This window comes from Rhodococcus sp. P4_B6 (genome assembly GCF_056402215.1).
This window is the reverse complement of sequence record NZ_JBFUHV010000021.1, coordinates 32,740-49,577: the sequence shown is the minus strand read 5'-3', so window position 1 is coordinate 49,577 and position 16,838 is coordinate 32,740. Positions and strand designations below refer to the sequence as shown.

The window sequence follows — 16,838 nt, the reverse complement described above, 5'->3', positions numbered from 1 at the left end:
CGCTATACAGGAGGTCGCGCACGCCTGCGCCAAGGAATGGAGAAGCAGTTGCCCACGAGTGCCGCACCGGATCCGATGACACTGCACCCCGTTTCGGGTCAGCCCAGGGTAGTCCTGCTCAAACCCCTGATCGACAACCCGCTGATCGAGGTCGGGGAGTACAGCTATTACGACGATCCCGAGTTCGCGGACGAGTTCGAGACGCGAAATGTCCTGCACCACTACGGTCCGGATCGATTGATCATCGGAATGTTCTGCGCGTTCGCGACGGGGACGACGTTCATCATGAACGGCGCGAACCATCGGATGAGCGGCGTCTCGACCTTCCCCTTTCCGATCATGGGAGGCGCGTGGGCCGAGCATGCCGATCTGCTCGCGGATCTACCGTCCCGCGGCGACACGGTCGTCGGCAACGACGTGTGGATCGGGGGCAACGCGACGATCATGCCCGGCGTGCGCATCGGGCACGGCGCGATCGTGTCGACCGGTTCGGTGGTGACGCGATCGGTGCCGGACTATGCCGTCGTGGGCGGGAATCCGGCCGTCCACATCAAGGACCGCTATTCGGAATCCGAGATCGCCGCGCTGGTGCGCATCGCGTGGTGGGACTGGCCGATCTCCGTCATCACCGAACAGGTGCGAACGATCGCCGCAGGTACTGTCGAGCAACTTCAGGAGATCGCCGACGGACTCGGCTGAATCAGCCGCACGCAGCTTTGGGCGACTCGGTGTCGAGGTCGAGTTCGCCGTCGTCGGCGAAGACGAGGCGTCCGTCGTCGAGGGCGACGGCCCAGCGGTGCACGGGCGCCCAATCGCGCCCGAGGAGTCCCTCGGACTGGGACAGGTCCGCGAAATCCTCGATCACGACGCCCGGCGCGGGAGCGTCGGCGTCGCGGCGGACGCGAACGCGAGCACCGACGACGACATCGGCACTGTGGGGCTGTGCGGCACTCTTCTGATCAGACATGGGTTCATTCCACTTTCTGCCGGGTGGTGCCAGGCAAGGGATCATCCGGGCCCGCTGCCGAGAACTCACTACAGACGATCGGCAAATTTTGAGCAAGCCCCGAGTCGGAGTTGTGGGGATCATCACCGAGGCCTTGACTCCCGAAGAACCACGCGACAGTTGTCCATCATTTGTACACAAGAGCCATTGACGTCAAGAGAACCCTCCGCCATGATTAGATGTAACTGCTGGTTACACTGACATGGAGGGATCTCATGGCACGCTCGACGCTCGCTATCCGCAATCCGAAGATCACGGATCGCCAGGACACCGGCGCCCGGCTTCTCCAGTCCTCCGCACGCATGTCGTACGACCCGACGGTCGAGGTGGACTGGGACGCGCCCGTCCCCGACGACCTGTACGGCCTCACTCCCGAGTGGTCCTCGCTGTACGGCACGCCGATGTGGGACGAGATGACGTTCGCGCAGCAGATCACGCTGACGAAGCACGAGGTGTCGTCGATCATGGGCACCGGAATCTGGTTCGAGATGATTCTCCAGCAGATGGTCATCCGGGACATGTACGCCAAGGACGCCTCACAGGCGCATTTCCAGTTCGCGCTGACGGAGGTGGCCGACGAATGCAGGCACTCCGTGATGTTCGCGCGCACCGCCGAGAAGTTCGGATGCCCCTCCTACGTTCCGCGCAAGTCGGTGGTCACGCTGGGGCGCGGATTCAAGGCGCTCGCGTCGGGGGAGGTCGCGTACGCCGGCATTCTCGTCGCCGAGGAGATCCTCGACGTGATGCAGCGCGACTGGATGAAGGACACCCGCGTCCAGCCGATCGTCCGCGTCACCAGCAAGATTCACGTGGTCGAAGAGGCCCGGCACATGCGCTTCGCCCGGGAGGAGACCCTGCGACGGGCCGAGGGCATGAGCAGGGTGCACCGCGCGGCGAGCCGCGCCTGCATCGCGATCGCGTCGAACCTGATCGTCTCCAGCATGATCAACCCGGCCGTCTACGCGGCAGCCGGCCTCGACACCGAACGCGCGGTGCGCGAGGCGAAGAAAAACCGGTTCCGGGCCGAGAAGATCCGGGAGAGTTCGCAGCCGCTCATGCGGTTCCTGGACGAGGCCGATCTGCTGGGCGGTCCTTCCCGGCGGCTCTACAAGCGCGTGAACATGCTCTGAGGCCCTTCGGGCCCGTGAGTGGCTAACGAGTCCCTGCGCTCGTCAACCACGCACGGGCGGCGGAGCCGCCTACCCCCGCAGCCGGGGCGCGAGATCGCGCTCGAAGAGTTCCAGGAACCGCTTCTGATCGTGCCCGGGGGCGTGGAACACGAGGTGGTTCAACCCGGCGTCGAGGTACGGGCGGATCTGCGCCACCGCCTCGTCCGGATCCGACGCCACGATCCACCGCTTCGCCACCTGCTCGATCGGCAACGCATCCGCCGCCTTCTCCATCTCGATCGGATCCTCGATCGAATGCTTCTGCTCCGGCGTCAACGACAACGGCGCCCAGAACCGCGTGTTCTCGAGCGCCAACTCCGGATCCGTGTCGTACGAAATCTTGATCTCGATCATCTTGTCGATCTCCGCGACATCCCGCTCCGCCTTGGCCGCCCCCTCCGCGACCGCAGGCATCAACTTCTCCGTGTACAACTCCATGCCCTTGCCCGACGTGCAGATGAACCCGTCACCACTGCGACCGGCGTACCGGGCCACCACCGGACCACCCGCGGCGATGTACACCGGGATCCCGCCCTCGGGCACGTCGTAGATCGACGCCCCCTTGGTGTTGAAGTAGTCGCCCTCGAAATCGACCCGGTCACCGAGCCAGAGTTCCCGCATCAGCCGGACCGCTTCCCGCAGGCGCGCGAACCGCTCCTTGAATTCCGGCCACTCCCCGGCAAAACCGGTCGCGATCTCGTTGAGCGCCTCGCCGGTACCGACACCGAGCATGATCCGCCCCGGATACAGACAACCCATCGTGGCGAACGCCTGCGCCACCACCGCCGGGTTGTACCGGAACGTCGGCGTCATCACCGACGTCCCCAACTGCAGCCGCTCCGTCCGCTCCCCCACCGCCGTCATCCACGCCAGCGAGAACGGCGCATGACCACCCTCGTGCCGCCACGGCTGAAAATGATCCGACACCGTCGCCGAATCCATCCCGTGCCGCTCCGCCAGCACACCCAGCTCCACCAACTCCCGCGGACCGAACTGTTCCGCGGACGCCTTGTAACCGAGCTTGAGTTCGTGGGCCACCGTGTACTCCTTCGTCTTCACGTCCGGTTCGCGAGATGCAAACCTCTTCTGCAGGTTAGAGCGCGGCCACCAGGCTGGCGAGCGCCGCTCCCAGTGCCACCACCGTCAGGGTCACCGCGAACAACCACAACTCGTGGGGCGGCGGCATCGGTGCGCCGTCGCGCAGCGCCCTCTCGACCTGCGACCACCGCCGCATCCCGACGAGGGCCGCGGCGGCGGCGAGGCCGATCAGGATCAGTCCTAGGGTCGTCCGCACCCATCCGGTGCTGAATTCGGGGACCAGGTGGATCATCGCGATGCCACCGGCCAGGAGTGCGAGTGAACTCCGCATCCAGGCGAGGAACGTCCGCTCGCTTGCGAGCGTGAAACGTTCGTCGGGCCGGTCGTTGTCGGTCACCGAATCATCTTTACACCGGTTCACGGGAACCGCACCAAGCAGGTACCCCGCAGTCCTAGATTGGAAGGGCAGGCCACAGCCAGGGGGCGTCCATGCGACCGTTCGAAGCTCTGCGATCCGCGATCTCTCTGCGTGTTGCGGCGGTGATGCTGCTGGTCTTCTCCGCGTGGGCGGCGCTCGGACCGTCGCCTGCTTCGGCGGAGCCGCGCATCACCAGGGTGGACGTCTATTCGGAGTCGATGGGCCGGTGGGTGGCCAACGACGTGATCTCTCCGGCGTCGGCAGGTCCGGCGCCCACGTTCTACCTCCTCACCGGCATCGGCGGCGGCTCGGATGGGATCTCGTGGTTCAACAACACCGGTGTGCGGGACTTCTTCGCCGACAAGCACGTCAACGTGGTAATGCCGATCGGCGGGCAGTACAGCATGTACACCGACTGGGATGCCGACGACCCGGTCCTCGGCAGGAACAAGTGGCAGACGTACCTGACGAGCGAACTTCCCGCCGCGATCGACGGCCGGTTCGCGACCACCGGGGCGAACGCCATCGGCGGGGTGTCGATGGCTGGCGGCGCGGTGCTCGACCTCGCGGTCCAGGCTCCGGGGTTCTACCGGGCCGTCGGCTCGTACAGCGGTTGCGCCGCGACGAGTGGACTGCTCGGCCAGGCGATGGTGCGGTCGATGGTGGAATTGCGGGGCGGCGGCAACGCGACCAACATGTGGGGCTCTGCTGTGGACCCACAGTGGCGGGTGCACGATCCGATGGTGAACGCCGAACGTCTGCGCGGCACAGAGTTGTTCGTCTCGAGCGGCAACGGACTTCCGGGCGGCATCGACAACCACGACCCGGTGCTGGTGGTGCCGCAGACGATCGGCGGCAGCGCGGTCGAGATGGTGACCAACGTGTGTGCGGTCGCGTTCCAGTCGCGATTGCACTCGCTGGGGATTCCGGCGACGTTCGCGTATCTCTCGCAGGRCACCCATTCGTGGGGGCTGTTCGAGACGGAGCTACGGGAGTCCTGGCCCGTCATCGGCAGAGCGATCGGGGCCTGACCCCAGGGAGTTCTCCAGGATCGGTCCGATCACCGCGAGGGCTTGCGGTGTGGTCATCCGCAGATGGTCGCAGTCCACCTTGTTCTCGACGATGACACCGGTGATCGCGGGCTGCCAGACGCCCGGCGACGGCCGTTCGCCTTCTTCCCCTTCGGCGGATTGCGCGGCGCTGAAGAACAGCAGGTCGCCGTCGAACACGCGCGGGCGGTGTCCGGTGGAGATCTGCTTCGAGTTCTCCAGCCCGGTGCTGATGCGAGCGAGGAGGGTCGACGCGAACGCCGGGTCCCGGCCGAACGAGCGTCCGAGCATCTCGAGCAGTTGCTCGCGGTACGACGTGCCGGCGTCGTCGCTGCCCTCGAATTCGACGCCCAGCCCGTGCAACCACTCCTCGGCGTTCACTTCGAGGTCACCGAAGTTTTCGCCCTCCGCGACGTAGCTGTCCATCATCGCGAGGGTGCCGACCTCGGCGCCCGACTCACGGAGTTCCACGGCAATCGCCTGGGCGATGACACCGCCGAGCGACCAGCCGAGCAGGTGGTACGGCCCCCGGGGCTGGACGGCACGCATCTCGACCACGTATCGGTGAGCGAGTTGTTCCATCGACTCGAACGTCGTTCCGCCGCTGAGGATCGGCAGTTGCAGCCCGTACACCGGACGGTCGGGCGAGAGGTGCCCGATCAGTCCGGCGTAGCCCAGCGCGAGTCCGCCCGCCGGGTGCACACAGAAGAGGGCGGGTTGCGCGCCGGACGCCCGGAGCGGGACGACGACGTTCAGCACGTCGTCGGCCGGCATGCTTCCGAGCACCGACGGGTCGACGATCCGGCGGGCGAGGCCCTCCGGGGTCGGGTTGCGGAAGATCCACTGCAGGACGACGTCGGTGCCGAGCCGGTCCCGGAGCGCGGACGCCACCCGGGTCGCGACGAGCGAGTTGCCGCCGAGTTCGAAGAAGTCGTCGTCGGCCCCGACACGGTCGATGCCGAGCACGTCGGCGAAGACCTCCGCGACGACCTCCTCCACCGGGGTGGCCGGTGCCCGGAACTCCCGGGGCGCGAGCACGGGGGCGGGGAGCGCCCGGCGGTCCAGCTTGCCGGTGCGGCCGACGGGCAGCCGGTCGAGGACCACCAGCTGGGTGGGCACCATGTACGGCGCGAGATGCGACCCGGCGTACCGGAGCACCTCGGCGGTGTCGATGCTCGCGCCGGGCTCCGCCGTCACGTATCCCACCAGCCGGTCGCCGGTGCCGCTGTGCACGGCGACCGCCGCCCGGCCGACGCCGTAGCAGCGGGACAGCACCGATTCGATCTCGCCCAACTCCACCCGCTGTCCGCGGATCTTCACCTGGAAGTCGTTGCGTCCCACATACTCCAGCCGCCCGATCTCCGTCCACCGCACGAGGTCGCCGGTGCGGTACATGCGGGAGCCCGCTTCGCCGAACGGATTCGCGACGAAGGACGCACCCGTGAGCGCCGGACGCCGGTGGTAGCCGCGTGCCAGCCCCGGTCCCGCGACGTACAGTTCTCCGATCACCCCCACCGGGACGGGCTGCAACCAGGTGTTGACCACGATCACGTCGACGCCCCGCCCCGGACCGCCGACGTTCACCGATTCGTCGGGCGACAGCACCTCGCTGATCGTGGTCTGCACCGTCGCCTCGGTGGGTCCGTATCCGTTGAAGACGAACCGTCCCGGGGTCCAGCGGTCGGCGATCTCGGGTGGGAACCGTTCGCCCGCGACGGCGAGAATCCGCAGTGACGGCAGATCCTCGGGGCGGAGGGTGTCGAGGATGGTGGGGGTGAAGAACGCGTGCGAGACGTGCTCGCTCGCGAGGAGTTCGGCCAGTTCCCGTCCCCCGAGCACCGTCGGGGGCACGACCACCAGCGTCGCGCCGACGGCGAACGCCATCAGCAGTTCGAACAGGGACGCGTCGAAGCTCGGCGACGCCAGGTGCGACACCCGCGCCCCGTGCATCGACGCGAACCGTTCCCGTTCCTCGACAGCGAGATTCGCGATGCCGCCGTGTGTGAGCACGACGCCCTTCGGTGTTCCCGTCGACCCCGACGTGTAGAGCAGGAACGCGGCGTGCTCGACTCTCAGCGGACGCAGACGGTCGGCGTCGGTCACCGCGTCGCCGGAATATCCGTTCACGACGTCGGGATCGTCGAGCAGCAGCCACGGCACCACCCCGGGCAGCCGGTCGCGGTGCGCGGTCACCGTCAGCCCGAGCATCGCACCCGAATCTTCGAGCATGCCGCCGGTGCGCGCGGGCGGCAGGGCGGGGTCCACCGGCACGTAGGCCGCCCCCGATTTCGCGACCGCCCACACCGACAGCACCCAGTCGATCGACCGGGGCACCCCGATCGCGACGAAGGCGTCCGGACCGGCGCCGCGGTCGATCAGCGCCCTGGCCAGCCGGTTCGACTGCTCGTCGAGTTCCCGGTACGACAGCGTGACGCCTTCGCACGACACCGCGGTCGCGCCCGGTGCGAGCGCGGCGCCCGCGGTGAGGACGTCGGGAAGCCTGCGTTCCGCGACCGCGGGGAAGCCGCGCATCGGTACGAGTTCGTCCCGTTCGAGGGCGTCCAGGATCTCGAGGTCGCCGACCCGGATCGACGAATCGGATACGGTCGCATCGAGCATCCGGACGAACCGGTCTGCCAGGCCTGCGACGGTGTCGGCGTCGAAAAGGTCGGTGGCGTAGGCGAAACCGGCGGTGATGCCGGCCGGCGTTCCGTCGTCCGTGTACTCCTCGGCCAGTGTCAGCTGCAGGTCGAACCGGGCGATCGTGGCACCGAGGTCGATGCCGCGCACCTCGACGCCCGGCAGCGAGAGGTCGGGGCGCTGGACGTTCTGGAATTCGAGCAGCACCTGGAACAGCGGTGAATGCGCCGTGGAGCGGGGCGGATCGAGTGCTTCCACGACCTTCTCGAACGGCACCTCCGCGTGCGCGTACGCACCGAGGTCGACGTCGCGTACCTGGTCGAGCAGGTCGGAGAACCGGTCCGCGTCGGACACGACGGTCCGCAGGACGACGGTGTTGACGAACATTCCGACGACGTCGTCGAGTGCGGCCTCGCCGCGTCCGGCGACGGGGGTGCCGACGGCGATGTCCCCGGTGCCGGACATTCTCGCGAGGAACGCGGCCAGGGCGGCGTGCGCGACCATGAACACCGTCGACTGGTGCGTGGACGCCGTCGCCAGCAGCCGGCGATGCAGGTCGGCGTCGATCTCGAACCCGACCCGGCTCCCGTCCGGTGTGCGTTGCAGCGACCGCGGGCGGTCGGCGGGCAGGTCCAGCGCGGCGGGGAGCCCGGCCAGTGTGCTGCGCCAGTAGTCCAATTGCTGCGACACCAGTGACTGCGGATCGTCTTCCGAGCCGAGGAGTCGGCGCTGCCAGAGCGTGAAATCGGCGTACTGGACCGTGGTCGGTGGCCAGTCGGGGGCGTGCCCGGCCGACCGGGCGGTGTAGGCCGTCGTCACGTCGCGCGCGAGCGGGACCATCGACACTCCGTCCGCGACGATGTGATGGACCACCACGAGCAGCGTCCGGTCGGTGCCGGAGGTCTCGAACACGTCCGCCCGCAACGGAATCTGTTCCGTGACGTCGAATCCCTGCGCGACCGCCGCCGACAGCAGCTCCCGCAACTCCGCCTCGCTGGACACCGTAGTGACGGGCAGGTCCGGAACCGCATCGGCGGCGGGCACGATCACCTGCACCGGTTCTTCGCCGGCCATCGGGAACCGGGTGCGGAGCGTCTCGTGGCGTCGCACCACGTCGGACACCGCGGCGTGCAGGGCGTCGAGGTCGAGTGCGCCGGTGAGGCGGAACGCCATGGCGATGTTGTAGGCAGGCGAGGAGGTATCGAACTGGTTGAGGAACCACATGCGGGTCTGGGCCAGGGACAGCGGAATTCGCGCGGGTCGCGGCGCCGCCCGCAGTTCCGGCCGGTGTGTCGGCGCACCGGCCTTCGCCGCGCGTTCCGCGAACTCCGCCACGGTCGGCGCCTCGAACAGGGCGTGCACGCCGACGTCGACGCCGAGAGCCGCGTCGACGCGGGCGACCACACGGGTGGCGGACAGCGAATCTCCCCCCAGACGGAAGAAGTGGTCTTCGGCCCCGACGCGGTCGACGCCGAGGACCTCACCGAACACGTCGGCGACGACGGCCTCGAACGGCGTGGCCGGCGCCCGGAACATCCGCACCGGAGCCTCGGGTGCGGGTAGTGCGGCACGGTCCACCTTCCCCGACGCCGTCACCGGCAACTCCCCCAACACCACCACCACCGACGGCACCATAAAACCCGGCAACACCGACCCCGCAAACTCCACCACCGCACCCGAATCCACCCGAACCCCCACCTCCGGCACCACATACCCCACCAACCCACCACCCGAACCCACCACCACCACAGCCGCACCCACCCCCGGACACGACACCAACACCGACTCCACCTCCCCCAACTCCACCCGCTGCCCCCGCACCTTCACCTGAAAATCAGCCCGCCCCACAAACACCAACGACCCCAACCCATCCCACCGCACCAAATCCCCCGTCCGATACAACCGCGCCCCCACCCCAAACGGACTCGCCACAAACGACGCCGCCGTCAACCCCACCAACCCGTGATACCCCCGCGCCAACCCCACACCCCCCACATACAACTCCCCCACCACCCCCACCGGCACCGGCCGCAACCACGAATCCAACACCACCACCTCAACACCCACCCCCGGACCACCCACCGTCACCACACCCCCCGGCACCAACGCACCACTCACCGTCGCCTGCACCGTCACCTCGGTCGGCCCATACGCATCGAACAACTCCCGACCCACACCCCACCGCTCCACCAACTCCGGACCACACACCTCCCCCGCCACCACCAACACCCGCACCGACCCCAACGACCCCTCCACCGAACCCAACACCGACGGCGTCACAAAACAATGCGACACCCCCTCCACCTCCAACCACTCCCCCAACACCGCACCCCCGAACACCCCCGGCGGCGCCACCACCAAACACGCCCCCACCGAAAACGCCATCAACCACTCGTACACCGCCGCATCAAAACCCGGCGACGCCACATGCGACACCCGACACCCCGACCACAACCCAAACCGAACCCGCACCTCCTCCACCAAATTCGCCAACCCCCCATGCGACACCACCACCCCCTTCGGACGCCCCGTCGACCCCGACGTATACATCACATACGCCGCATTCCCCACCCCCAACCCACCCAACCGCTCCCCCTCCGACACCACCCCATCCGACACCCCCTCCACCACCGACACATCATCAACCCGCAACCACTCCACCACCCCCGGCACCACCACCCCCGACACCGACAACCCCACCACCGCACCCGAATCCACCAACACCTCCCGCACCCGCCCCACCGGCAACCCCACATCCACCGGCACAAACACACCCCCCGACTTCACCACCGCCCACACCGCCACCACCAACTCCACCGACCGCGGCACCACCACCCCCACCACCACCTCCGGACCCACCCCACAACCAATCAACACCCGCGCCAACCGATTCGACCACCCATCCAACTCCCCATACGACAACTCCACACCCCCACACGACACCGCCACCCCACCCCCACCCGCCACCACACCCCCCGCCAAAATCTCCGGCAACAACCGCACCCCCACACCCGACACACCACACACCAACCCCACACCCGACCCCCACACACCCACCCCACCCACACCCACACCCGGATCCGCGGCTGCGGCGGTGAGGATTCGGGCGAACTCCTGGGCGTCGGCCGGGCCGTGCACGTCGACGACCCAGGTGCCGTCCCGGTCCTCGAGTTCCACGAACGCTCCGTTGCCGGCGCAGTGCCACCGCTGCACGACGGCGACGGCACTCTCCCCGATGCGCTCGACACCGAGGGGTTCGCGCATTCCGCCCGTCACCGACCACGGTTCTCCCGCACCGTCTTCGGAGGCGAGGAACCGGTGTCTGCGGGATCTGCGGAGTTGCAGGCCCACGTGCCGGGTCAGTGTGTCGAACGTCAGATCCGGTGTGAGGGTGAGTCGCACGGGTGTCGTGGAGCCGTGCTCCCGGTGTCCGATCACCACGTCGTCGATGCCGGTGCGGCTGTGGGCGTAGACCGCCAGCGCGGCGAGCAGGACGGCTGCCGGGCCGCCGCCGCTGCGGCGCGCGAGCCGCACGAGGGTGCCGTCGGCGGGAATGGTGACGCGGCGCTTGCCCTCCGGACCGGGTGGGATCTCCTGTCGCGCCGCTCCGGCCGACAACTGCTCCCAGTAGTGCCTGTCGTCCGCCCAGGCGTCGCTCTCGCGGTACCGGGCATCGGATGTCAGCTGGATGATGGGCGCCGCGAACGACAGGGTCTCCGGCGGCGCGGTCGGCGCCGCCTCACCCGACTCATAGGCCTCGGCGGTGCGGCGGACGATCGCCGCCATGCCCGGCTCGTCGTTGACCAGGCGGTGGTAGCGCTGGAACCAGCCGTATCGGCCGTGCGGTAGCCGGAACAGGACGTGTACGTACAGCGGCCCGGCGGCGGGGTCCATCGGACGGGCCAGTTCCCGGTCGATCCACGTCGTGGCGAGCAGTCCGGGGCCGGTGACGTCGAGGACGTCGGGACCGGTGACCGCGGTTCCGGCGATCTGTCCGGGCTCGGGGCCGTCGAGGACGAATGTGGCATGCAGGCCATGGCATTCGGACAGTRTCCGGTGCAGTGCGCGGCAGAACCGGTCTTCGCCGAGTGGGCCCTCGAGTTCGAGGTACTGGCCGAACGTGTTGTCGGCGAGGTCGGCGCGGAGTACCGCGATCTGGTCGTAGGTGAGGGGCAGCACCTCACCGGTACTCATGGAATCCCCGTCCGGTCTTGCGCCCCAGGTGCCCGGCCTCGACCAGGGCGACGAGCGTCGCGGGCGGGCGGTAGTGGTCGTCGCCGGTCAGCTCGCGTAGCGCGGTCATCGTGTCGTGGACGTTGTCCAGGCCGATCAGGTCGGCGGTCCGCAGCGGTCCCATCGGGTGGCCGAGGCAGCCTTCGAACAACGTGTCGGCGGTCTCCGCGTCGGCGATGCCGTCGCCGACGGCGGCCGCCGCCTCGGCGATGCAGAGCATGAGGACCCGGTTCAGCAGGAATCCGGGGCCGTCACCGACGACGATGCCGGTCTTTCCCAATGAGGTGAGGAGAGCCAGCGCACGGTCCAGCGACTGCGGCGACGTCCGCGGGCCCCGCACCACCTCGACGGTGTCCTTGAGCGGTGCCGGATTCATGAAATGCAGCCCGACCACCTGTTCCGGCCTGGTGGTGCTCGCCGCGAGCCGGTCGACGGGGATGCCCGACGTGCACGACGCGAGGAGGGCGCCGGGTGCGCAGACCCGGTCGAGTTCGGCGAATATCTTCTCCTTGAGGTCGATTCGCTCGGGGACGCACTCGATGACGACGGCGACGTCGCACAGATCGGTGAGCTGCCCCGTCCAGTGCACCCGCGCGGTGACCTCGGCGGGTTTCGGACCGCCGGTCCGGCCGAGGAGTATCGCCAGCCGCAGCGAGTCGCGCATCCGGGACCGGGCCTGTTCGACGGCCTGCTGGTCGGAGTCGACGACGGTGACGTCGTGGCCGGCCCGAGCCAGACTTTCGGCCACCCCGGCGCCCATGGTTCCCGCCCCCACCACACCGATGCTCAGTGCATTTCCGCTCATCGCACTGCCCCCGAGGTGAAGCCGGTGGTGAAGCCGGTGTCGTCCTGATGCACGTATTCCATCGCCACCTCCTGGGTGGGCAGGTCGGGGTGAGCCACCAGTCCGGCGTGCAGCCGGCGGAGGTCGGTGAGCATCGCTCCGACGGTGCTCGCGTCGAACAGGTCGGTGGCGTAGTCGAGTTGGAGGGTGAGCGCCGATGGACCGCGGGTCCACGACAGCCCGAGTTCGACGGGTGACCGGTCCGCCAGGACGTCGCCGCCTGCGCGTTCGCCGTCGCAGCGCACCGGGAAGTGCTGCGCCGCCGGGTCTACCGCGCCGCGGTCCGAAGACAACTCGCGGTGCACGGTCTCCACCAGTTCCGGGTAGGTGGGTTCCGCGGACAGGTCCACGGCCACGATCCGCGGCGTCGCCCCCGGCTGCGCGAGCGCGGCCACCGCCACCTCGTCCTGCGCGGTGTACCAGGCGAGCAGGGTGAGCCAGGCGGCGAGCAGTTCCGGGAGGTCCGGGTATCCGTCGAGCGTCGCCGTCACCCGTGCCACGGAATAGATCGGCGGTACGGCGCCGTCGGCGGGCTGCCGGGGCCGGTCGGCCGGGACCAGTGGTGGCGCAACCGAAAGCGGAACAGGCGATGCAGTCGCAGGTGCCGGTGACGAGTCTGTGAGGAACACCGAAATCGTCTGCGTGCGAGACGATCCCACGATTCCCTCCAGGATGCGGACGTATTCGTCGCACAGCCCGGCGGCGGTCTGTTCGGTGAACAGTTCCGTGCTGAACTCGAGTCCCGCGGCCATGTCGTCCTCGCCGCCCCGTTCCGTGGTGACGAGGGTGAGGTCGAATTTGGCCGTGCCGGACGGCACCCCGCCGAACGCGATGGCGGCGGGGTCGTCCTGGTCGAACAGCGTCTCGGTGAGTCCGTGCTGCGACTGCAGCGCCGGCAGTTCCTGGTGGACGTGGCAGACGTCGAACAGTGGTGTCCGGCTGAGGTCGCGGTCGCCGGTGAGTGCGGTGACGACGCGGTCGAACGGGATCTCCTGGTGTTCGAGGGCACCGAGCACGACGTCCCGCACCCGTACGCACAGTTCCGAGATGCTCGGTTCCCCGGACAGGTCGGCGCGCAGGGCCACCGTGCTGTTGAAGTACCCGATCATGCCGGACAGTTCCGGCCGGTTGCGTCCGGTCGTCGGCGTCCCGACCACGAGGTCGCGCTGGCGGCTGCGGCTCGCCATGAGGAGGTAGAACGCGGACAGCAGCACCACGAACAGCGACACGGACTCCCGCCGCGCCACGTCCCGCAGGCTCCGGGTCAGTTCTTCGGAGACGGTGAACGTGTGGAACGCCCCGGTGAAGTTCTTCCGCTCCGGGCGCGGGAAGTCGGTGGGCAGCCGCAGCAGCGGAACGTCGTCGAGCACTGTTTTCCAGTAGTCGAGTTCGCCGTCGAGCGCGGCGCTCGCGATCAGCTCCCGCTGCCACAGGGCGTAGTCCCAGTACTGGACGGGGAGCGGCGCGAGGTCGGCGGGGCGACCGGCGCGGCGGGCCGCGTACAGGGCGGGCAGTTCCTGCTCGAAGATCCTCGGCGAACCCCCGTCGTTGACGGAGTGGTGGGTGGTGACCTGCAGGACGTGCTCGTCCGGGCCGAGCCTGATGAGCAGTGCCCGCACGAGCGGATCGGTGGCCAGGTCGAACGGCGCCGCCGCGGCCTCGTGCACCAGTGCCCGGGCCGCGGCCACCGGATCCGGTTCCCCCGACACGTCGGCGGTGCGGAAGAAATCGCCGAGGGAGTCGCGAATCCGCAGTTCCGGCTCCCCGTCGACCTCGACGTAATTGGACAGCAGCACCCGGTGCCGTGCGGCGAGGTCGTCCCACATTCCACGGACGGCGGATTCGTCGATCGGACCGTGCAGGTCGCTGACCATCGGGAGGTTGTAGATGGTGGTGGCGGCGTCGAGCTGATGATGGAACCACATGCGTACCTGACCGAACGACATCACGTGCCGCCCGCGCGGTGTGATCGGGGGCAGCCCGCCGGCCGCGGATGTGCCGCCGGCCAGGAGGGCGGCGAAGTCCGACACCTTCGGCCGCTCGTAGAGGTCGATGAGTTTGGGCCGGACCCCGTACCGGTCCGATACCCGGTCGACGAGTTGCATGCCGATGAGCGAGTTTCCGCCGAGGTCGAAGTAGTCGTCCTCGGCGTCGACGTCCCTCTCGGTGTGGAGCAGCTCGCGCAGTGTGGTCTGCAGCCAGTCGAGGCTGTCCTCCGGTGCCGCCGTCACCGGTTCCGGGTTCGGCTCCGCCGAAGGAACGTCGGGTGTGCCCGTCCAGTAGGGCCTGCCCGGAAGGTCGAACCAGCACCGTGAACCGCGCAACGGGTGACCGGGCAGGCGCACGCGCCAGGCGGACTCGTCGCTCGCGTCGACGGCCGTCCAGTCGAGGTCGACTCCACGCTCGTACAGACCGGCGAGGAGGTCCGTGACCGCGTCGGACGTGTCCGGCGCACGAAGTATGTCGGCGTCCCGGAGCGCGTCGGCGAGTAGTGCGCCGAGGCGCCCCGCCGGGCTCGGCTCGACGAAGACGACGGGTCCGTCGGCGAGCATTCCCTGTGCGACGGCGACGAGTCTGTCCGTGTCGAACGCGGGGTTCGCGGCCGCGGCGGCGAGGTCGGCGGCGTCCACCGCCGCCAGTGGGTCCCGCAGGTACCGGGCGGCGTAGCGGGACACTCCGCCGCTGAGGACGGCGTCGACGGTGACACCGGCGGCGCGGAGTTCCCCATGTACGGCGATCTGCCCGGCGAGGAGGTCCGCCTCGTCGCCGGTGACAGGAAGCTCCGGCGGCAGGTCCCGGCCTCGCAGCGCGGCAGGCATCCGGTCGGGTGACAGCAGCAACGCCACGGCCGGGCGCGGACGAGTGGCCGGTGCGGGGTTCTCGCCGCGGCCGCCGACTTCCGCGGCACGTACGGCGAGCGACCGCGAGAGTTCGGCAATGCTGCGTGCCTGCACGGCCACCCGGTGGTCGTGGTGCGGCCGGCCCCGGTTGAGGGTGAAGGCGACGTCGTCGAGGTCGTACGCGCGCACGGCCGTTGCCAGTTCGGCGCACAGCGTCGCCAGCGCGCCCACGCTCTTCGCCGACACCCCCACCAGCCGCGTGGTGCCGGTGTCGGGTCGGACGGTGACGGCACGCTCCGGTGGCTGTTCCACCACGCAGTGCGCGTTGATGCCGCCGAGGCTGAACGAACTCACCCCCGCCCGCCGCGGCCCGGTGTCGTCGCTCCACGTCCGGGCCCCGGTGACCACCTCGATGCCGCTGCCGGCCAGATCGACTCCGCCGGTGGGGTGTTCGAAGTGCAGCGACGGGTACAGCTCGCCGTGCTCGACGGCCATGATCGCCTTCACGAGCCCGGACACCCCGGCCGCGTGGTCGAGGTGCCCGATGTTGGTCTTCACCGAACCGATCGGCAGGACGCCCGGGCGGTCCCGGAAAGCGGCCGCGATCCCTTCGAGTTCGACGGCGTCGCCGAGCGGGGTTCCCGAACCGTGCGCCTCCAGGTACCCGGCGTCGTCCGGGGTGAGGCCCGCGTTCTGCCAGGCCCGGGAAATGACGGCCACCTGCGCCCGGGCGCTCGGGGAGCTGATGGTCGCGGACGAATGGCCGCTGGACATCGTGGCGGTGCCGCGGATCACGGCGTGGACCGGGAGGCGGTCGGCGCGGGCGCGGGCGATCGTGGTGAGCAGAAGCGCCGCCCCGCCCTCCCCGACCGCGGTGCCGTCCGCGTTGGCGTCGAATGCGCGGCAGCGCGCGCCGGGTGACATCAGTTCCGCGGATCCCTCCGCCATGTCGGCGCGGATACCGTTCACGCGCAGGCTCACTCCGCCGGCGATGGCGAAGTCGGCGTCACCCGACCGCAGCTCCCGGCAGCCGTGGTGCACTGCAATGAGCGATCCGTTGCATCCCGAATCGACGGCGTAGCAGGGTCCGGTGAGGCCGAGGTGGTACGCGATCCGGGCAGGGACGGCGAACGGAACGTTGCCCAGGGTGCTCAGCACACCCGGTTCCGCCCACATCGCCGGATACGTCGACGCGGCGGCACTGAACACCACCGCGGTCGCGCTGTCCCGGAAATCGGTCACCGAGTAGCCGGCGTCCTCGACCGCCTGATACGCGAGGACCAGCGCGAGCCGCTGCTGCGGATCGATCAGCGACGCTTCCCGTTTCGACAGGGTGAAGTAGGAGTAATCGAACGTGGAGATGTCCTCGACGAATCCCATCGGGTGGTAGTGGGACGGAGGGCCCAGCCCGGTCGCCTCGGCCCGGGACCGCGACAGGGGACGCACCGAATCCCGGCCCGCCGCGAGGTTGGCGCGGAATTCCGCCAGGTTGGCGGCCTCGGGGTAGCGCGCGGCGATGCCGACCACGGCGATGTCGTCGTCACCCGGTGTGGAATGTCGCATGGTCACCGATGTGGAACGTCGCATGATCACGGTTGCCT

The 16,838-nt window shown here is 69.1% G+C and carries 9 protein-coding genes; 3 read left to right on the top strand and 6 right to left on the bottom strand.

The annotated features are described in order from the left end of the window. The first annotated feature begins 36 nt into the window (after nt 1-36). Nucleotides 37-699, top strand: coding sequence for a CatB-related O-acetyltransferase (locus AC1DWT_RS13300; RefSeq protein ID WP_206015975.1), 663 nt, complete (start codon nt 37-39; stop codon nt 697-699). Nucleotide 700: 1 nt separating this feature from the next. Here the strand turns inward: AC1DWT_RS13300 and AC1DWT_RS13295 are convergent, their stop codons facing one another. Further along, nucleotides 701-967, bottom strand: a complete 267-nt coding sequence (locus AC1DWT_RS13295; protein ID WP_012689119.1) for a hypothetical protein — start codon at nt 965-967, stop codon at nt 701-703. Nucleotides 968-1,221: 254 nt separating this feature from the next. Between AC1DWT_RS13295 and AC1DWT_RS13290 the strand changes: the two genes are divergently transcribed. Then, a complete protein-coding gene (locus AC1DWT_RS13290) occupies nt 1,222-2,136 on the top strand; it encodes an AurF N-oxygenase family protein (protein ID WP_072948521.1) in 915 nt (304 codons plus the stop codon). 69 nt (nt 2,137-2,205) lie between these two features. Here the strand turns inward: AC1DWT_RS13290 and fgd are convergent, their stop codons facing one another. Both fgd and AC1DWT_RS13280 read right to left on the bottom strand, forming a co-directional pair. Continuing rightward, a complete protein-coding gene (gene fgd, locus AC1DWT_RS13285) occupies nt 2,206-3,213 on the bottom strand; it encodes a glucose-6-phosphate dehydrogenase (coenzyme-F420) (RefSeq protein ID WP_206013173.1) in 1,008 nt (335 codons plus the stop codon). A 55-nt stretch (nt 3,214-3,268) separates the two neighbouring features. Further along, the gene (locus AC1DWT_RS13280; protein WP_072948522.1) at nt 3,269-3,610 is read right to left on the bottom strand and encodes a YidH family protein; all 342 of its coding nucleotides are present in this window, start codon (nt 3,608-3,610) and stop codon (nt 3,269-3,271) included. Nucleotides 3,611-3,702: 92 nt separating this feature from the next. On the opposite strand from AC1DWT_RS13280, the gene AC1DWT_RS13275 reads away from it, so the two are divergent. Beyond that, on the top strand, nt 3,703-4,662 hold the full coding sequence (locus tag AC1DWT_RS13275) for an alpha/beta hydrolase (protein WP_477920915.1): 960 nt from the start codon (nt 3,703-3,705) through the stop codon (nt 4,660-4,662). Here AC1DWT_RS13275 and AC1DWT_RS13270 read toward each other — a convergent pair. Genes AC1DWT_RS13270 through AC1DWT_RS13260 form a run of 3 tightly spaced genes read right to left on the bottom strand, consistent with a single transcriptional unit; the run spans nt 4,618 to nt 16,824 of the window. Further along, nucleotides 4,618-11,514 carry an amino acid adenylation domain-containing protein gene (locus tag AC1DWT_RS13270; protein ID WP_477920914.1) on the bottom strand — a complete coding sequence of 2,299 codons (6,897 nt, stop codon included), beginning with the start codon at nt 11,512-11,514 and terminating at the stop codon, nt 4,618-4,620. The genes AC1DWT_RS13275 and AC1DWT_RS13270 overlap by 45 nt on opposite strands. Next, entirely contained in the window at nt 11,501-12,358 is an 858-nt protein-coding gene (locus AC1DWT_RS13265) for a 3-hydroxyacyl-CoA dehydrogenase family protein (RefSeq protein ID WP_206013177.1), read from the bottom strand. The genes AC1DWT_RS13270 and AC1DWT_RS13265 overlap by 14 nt, the downstream gene beginning before the upstream one ends. Then, nucleotides 12,355-16,824 carry a condensation domain-containing protein gene (locus AC1DWT_RS13260; protein ID WP_241031666.1) on the bottom strand — a complete coding sequence of 1,490 codons (4,470 nt, stop codon included), beginning with the start codon at nt 16,822-16,824 and terminating at the stop codon, nt 12,355-12,357. The genes AC1DWT_RS13265 and AC1DWT_RS13260 overlap by 4 nt, the downstream gene beginning before the upstream one ends. Nucleotides 16,825-16,838 lie beyond the last annotated feature (14 nt).

Bases quoted from the DNA above. Each gene is read 5' to 3' on its own strand.
- AC1DWT_RS13300 (WP_206015975.1), top strand. From the start codon at position 37: ATGGAGAAGCAGTTGCCCACGAGTGCCGCACCGGATCCGATGACACTG.
- AC1DWT_RS13295 (WP_012689119.1), bottom strand. From the start codon at position 967: ATGTCTGATCAGAAGAGTGCCGCACAGCCCCACAGTGCCGATGTCGTC.
- AC1DWT_RS13290 (WP_072948521.1), top strand. From the start codon at position 1,222: ATGGCACGCTCGACGCTCGCTATCCGCAATCCGAAGATCACGGATCGC.
- AC1DWT_RS13265 (WP_206013177.1), bottom strand. From the start codon at position 12,358: ATGAGCGGAAATGCACTGAGCATCGGTGTGGTGGGGGCGGGAACCATG.
- AC1DWT_RS13260 (WP_241031666.1), bottom strand. From the start codon at position 16,824: ATGCGACGTTCCACATCGGTGACCATGCGACATTCCACACCGGGTGAC.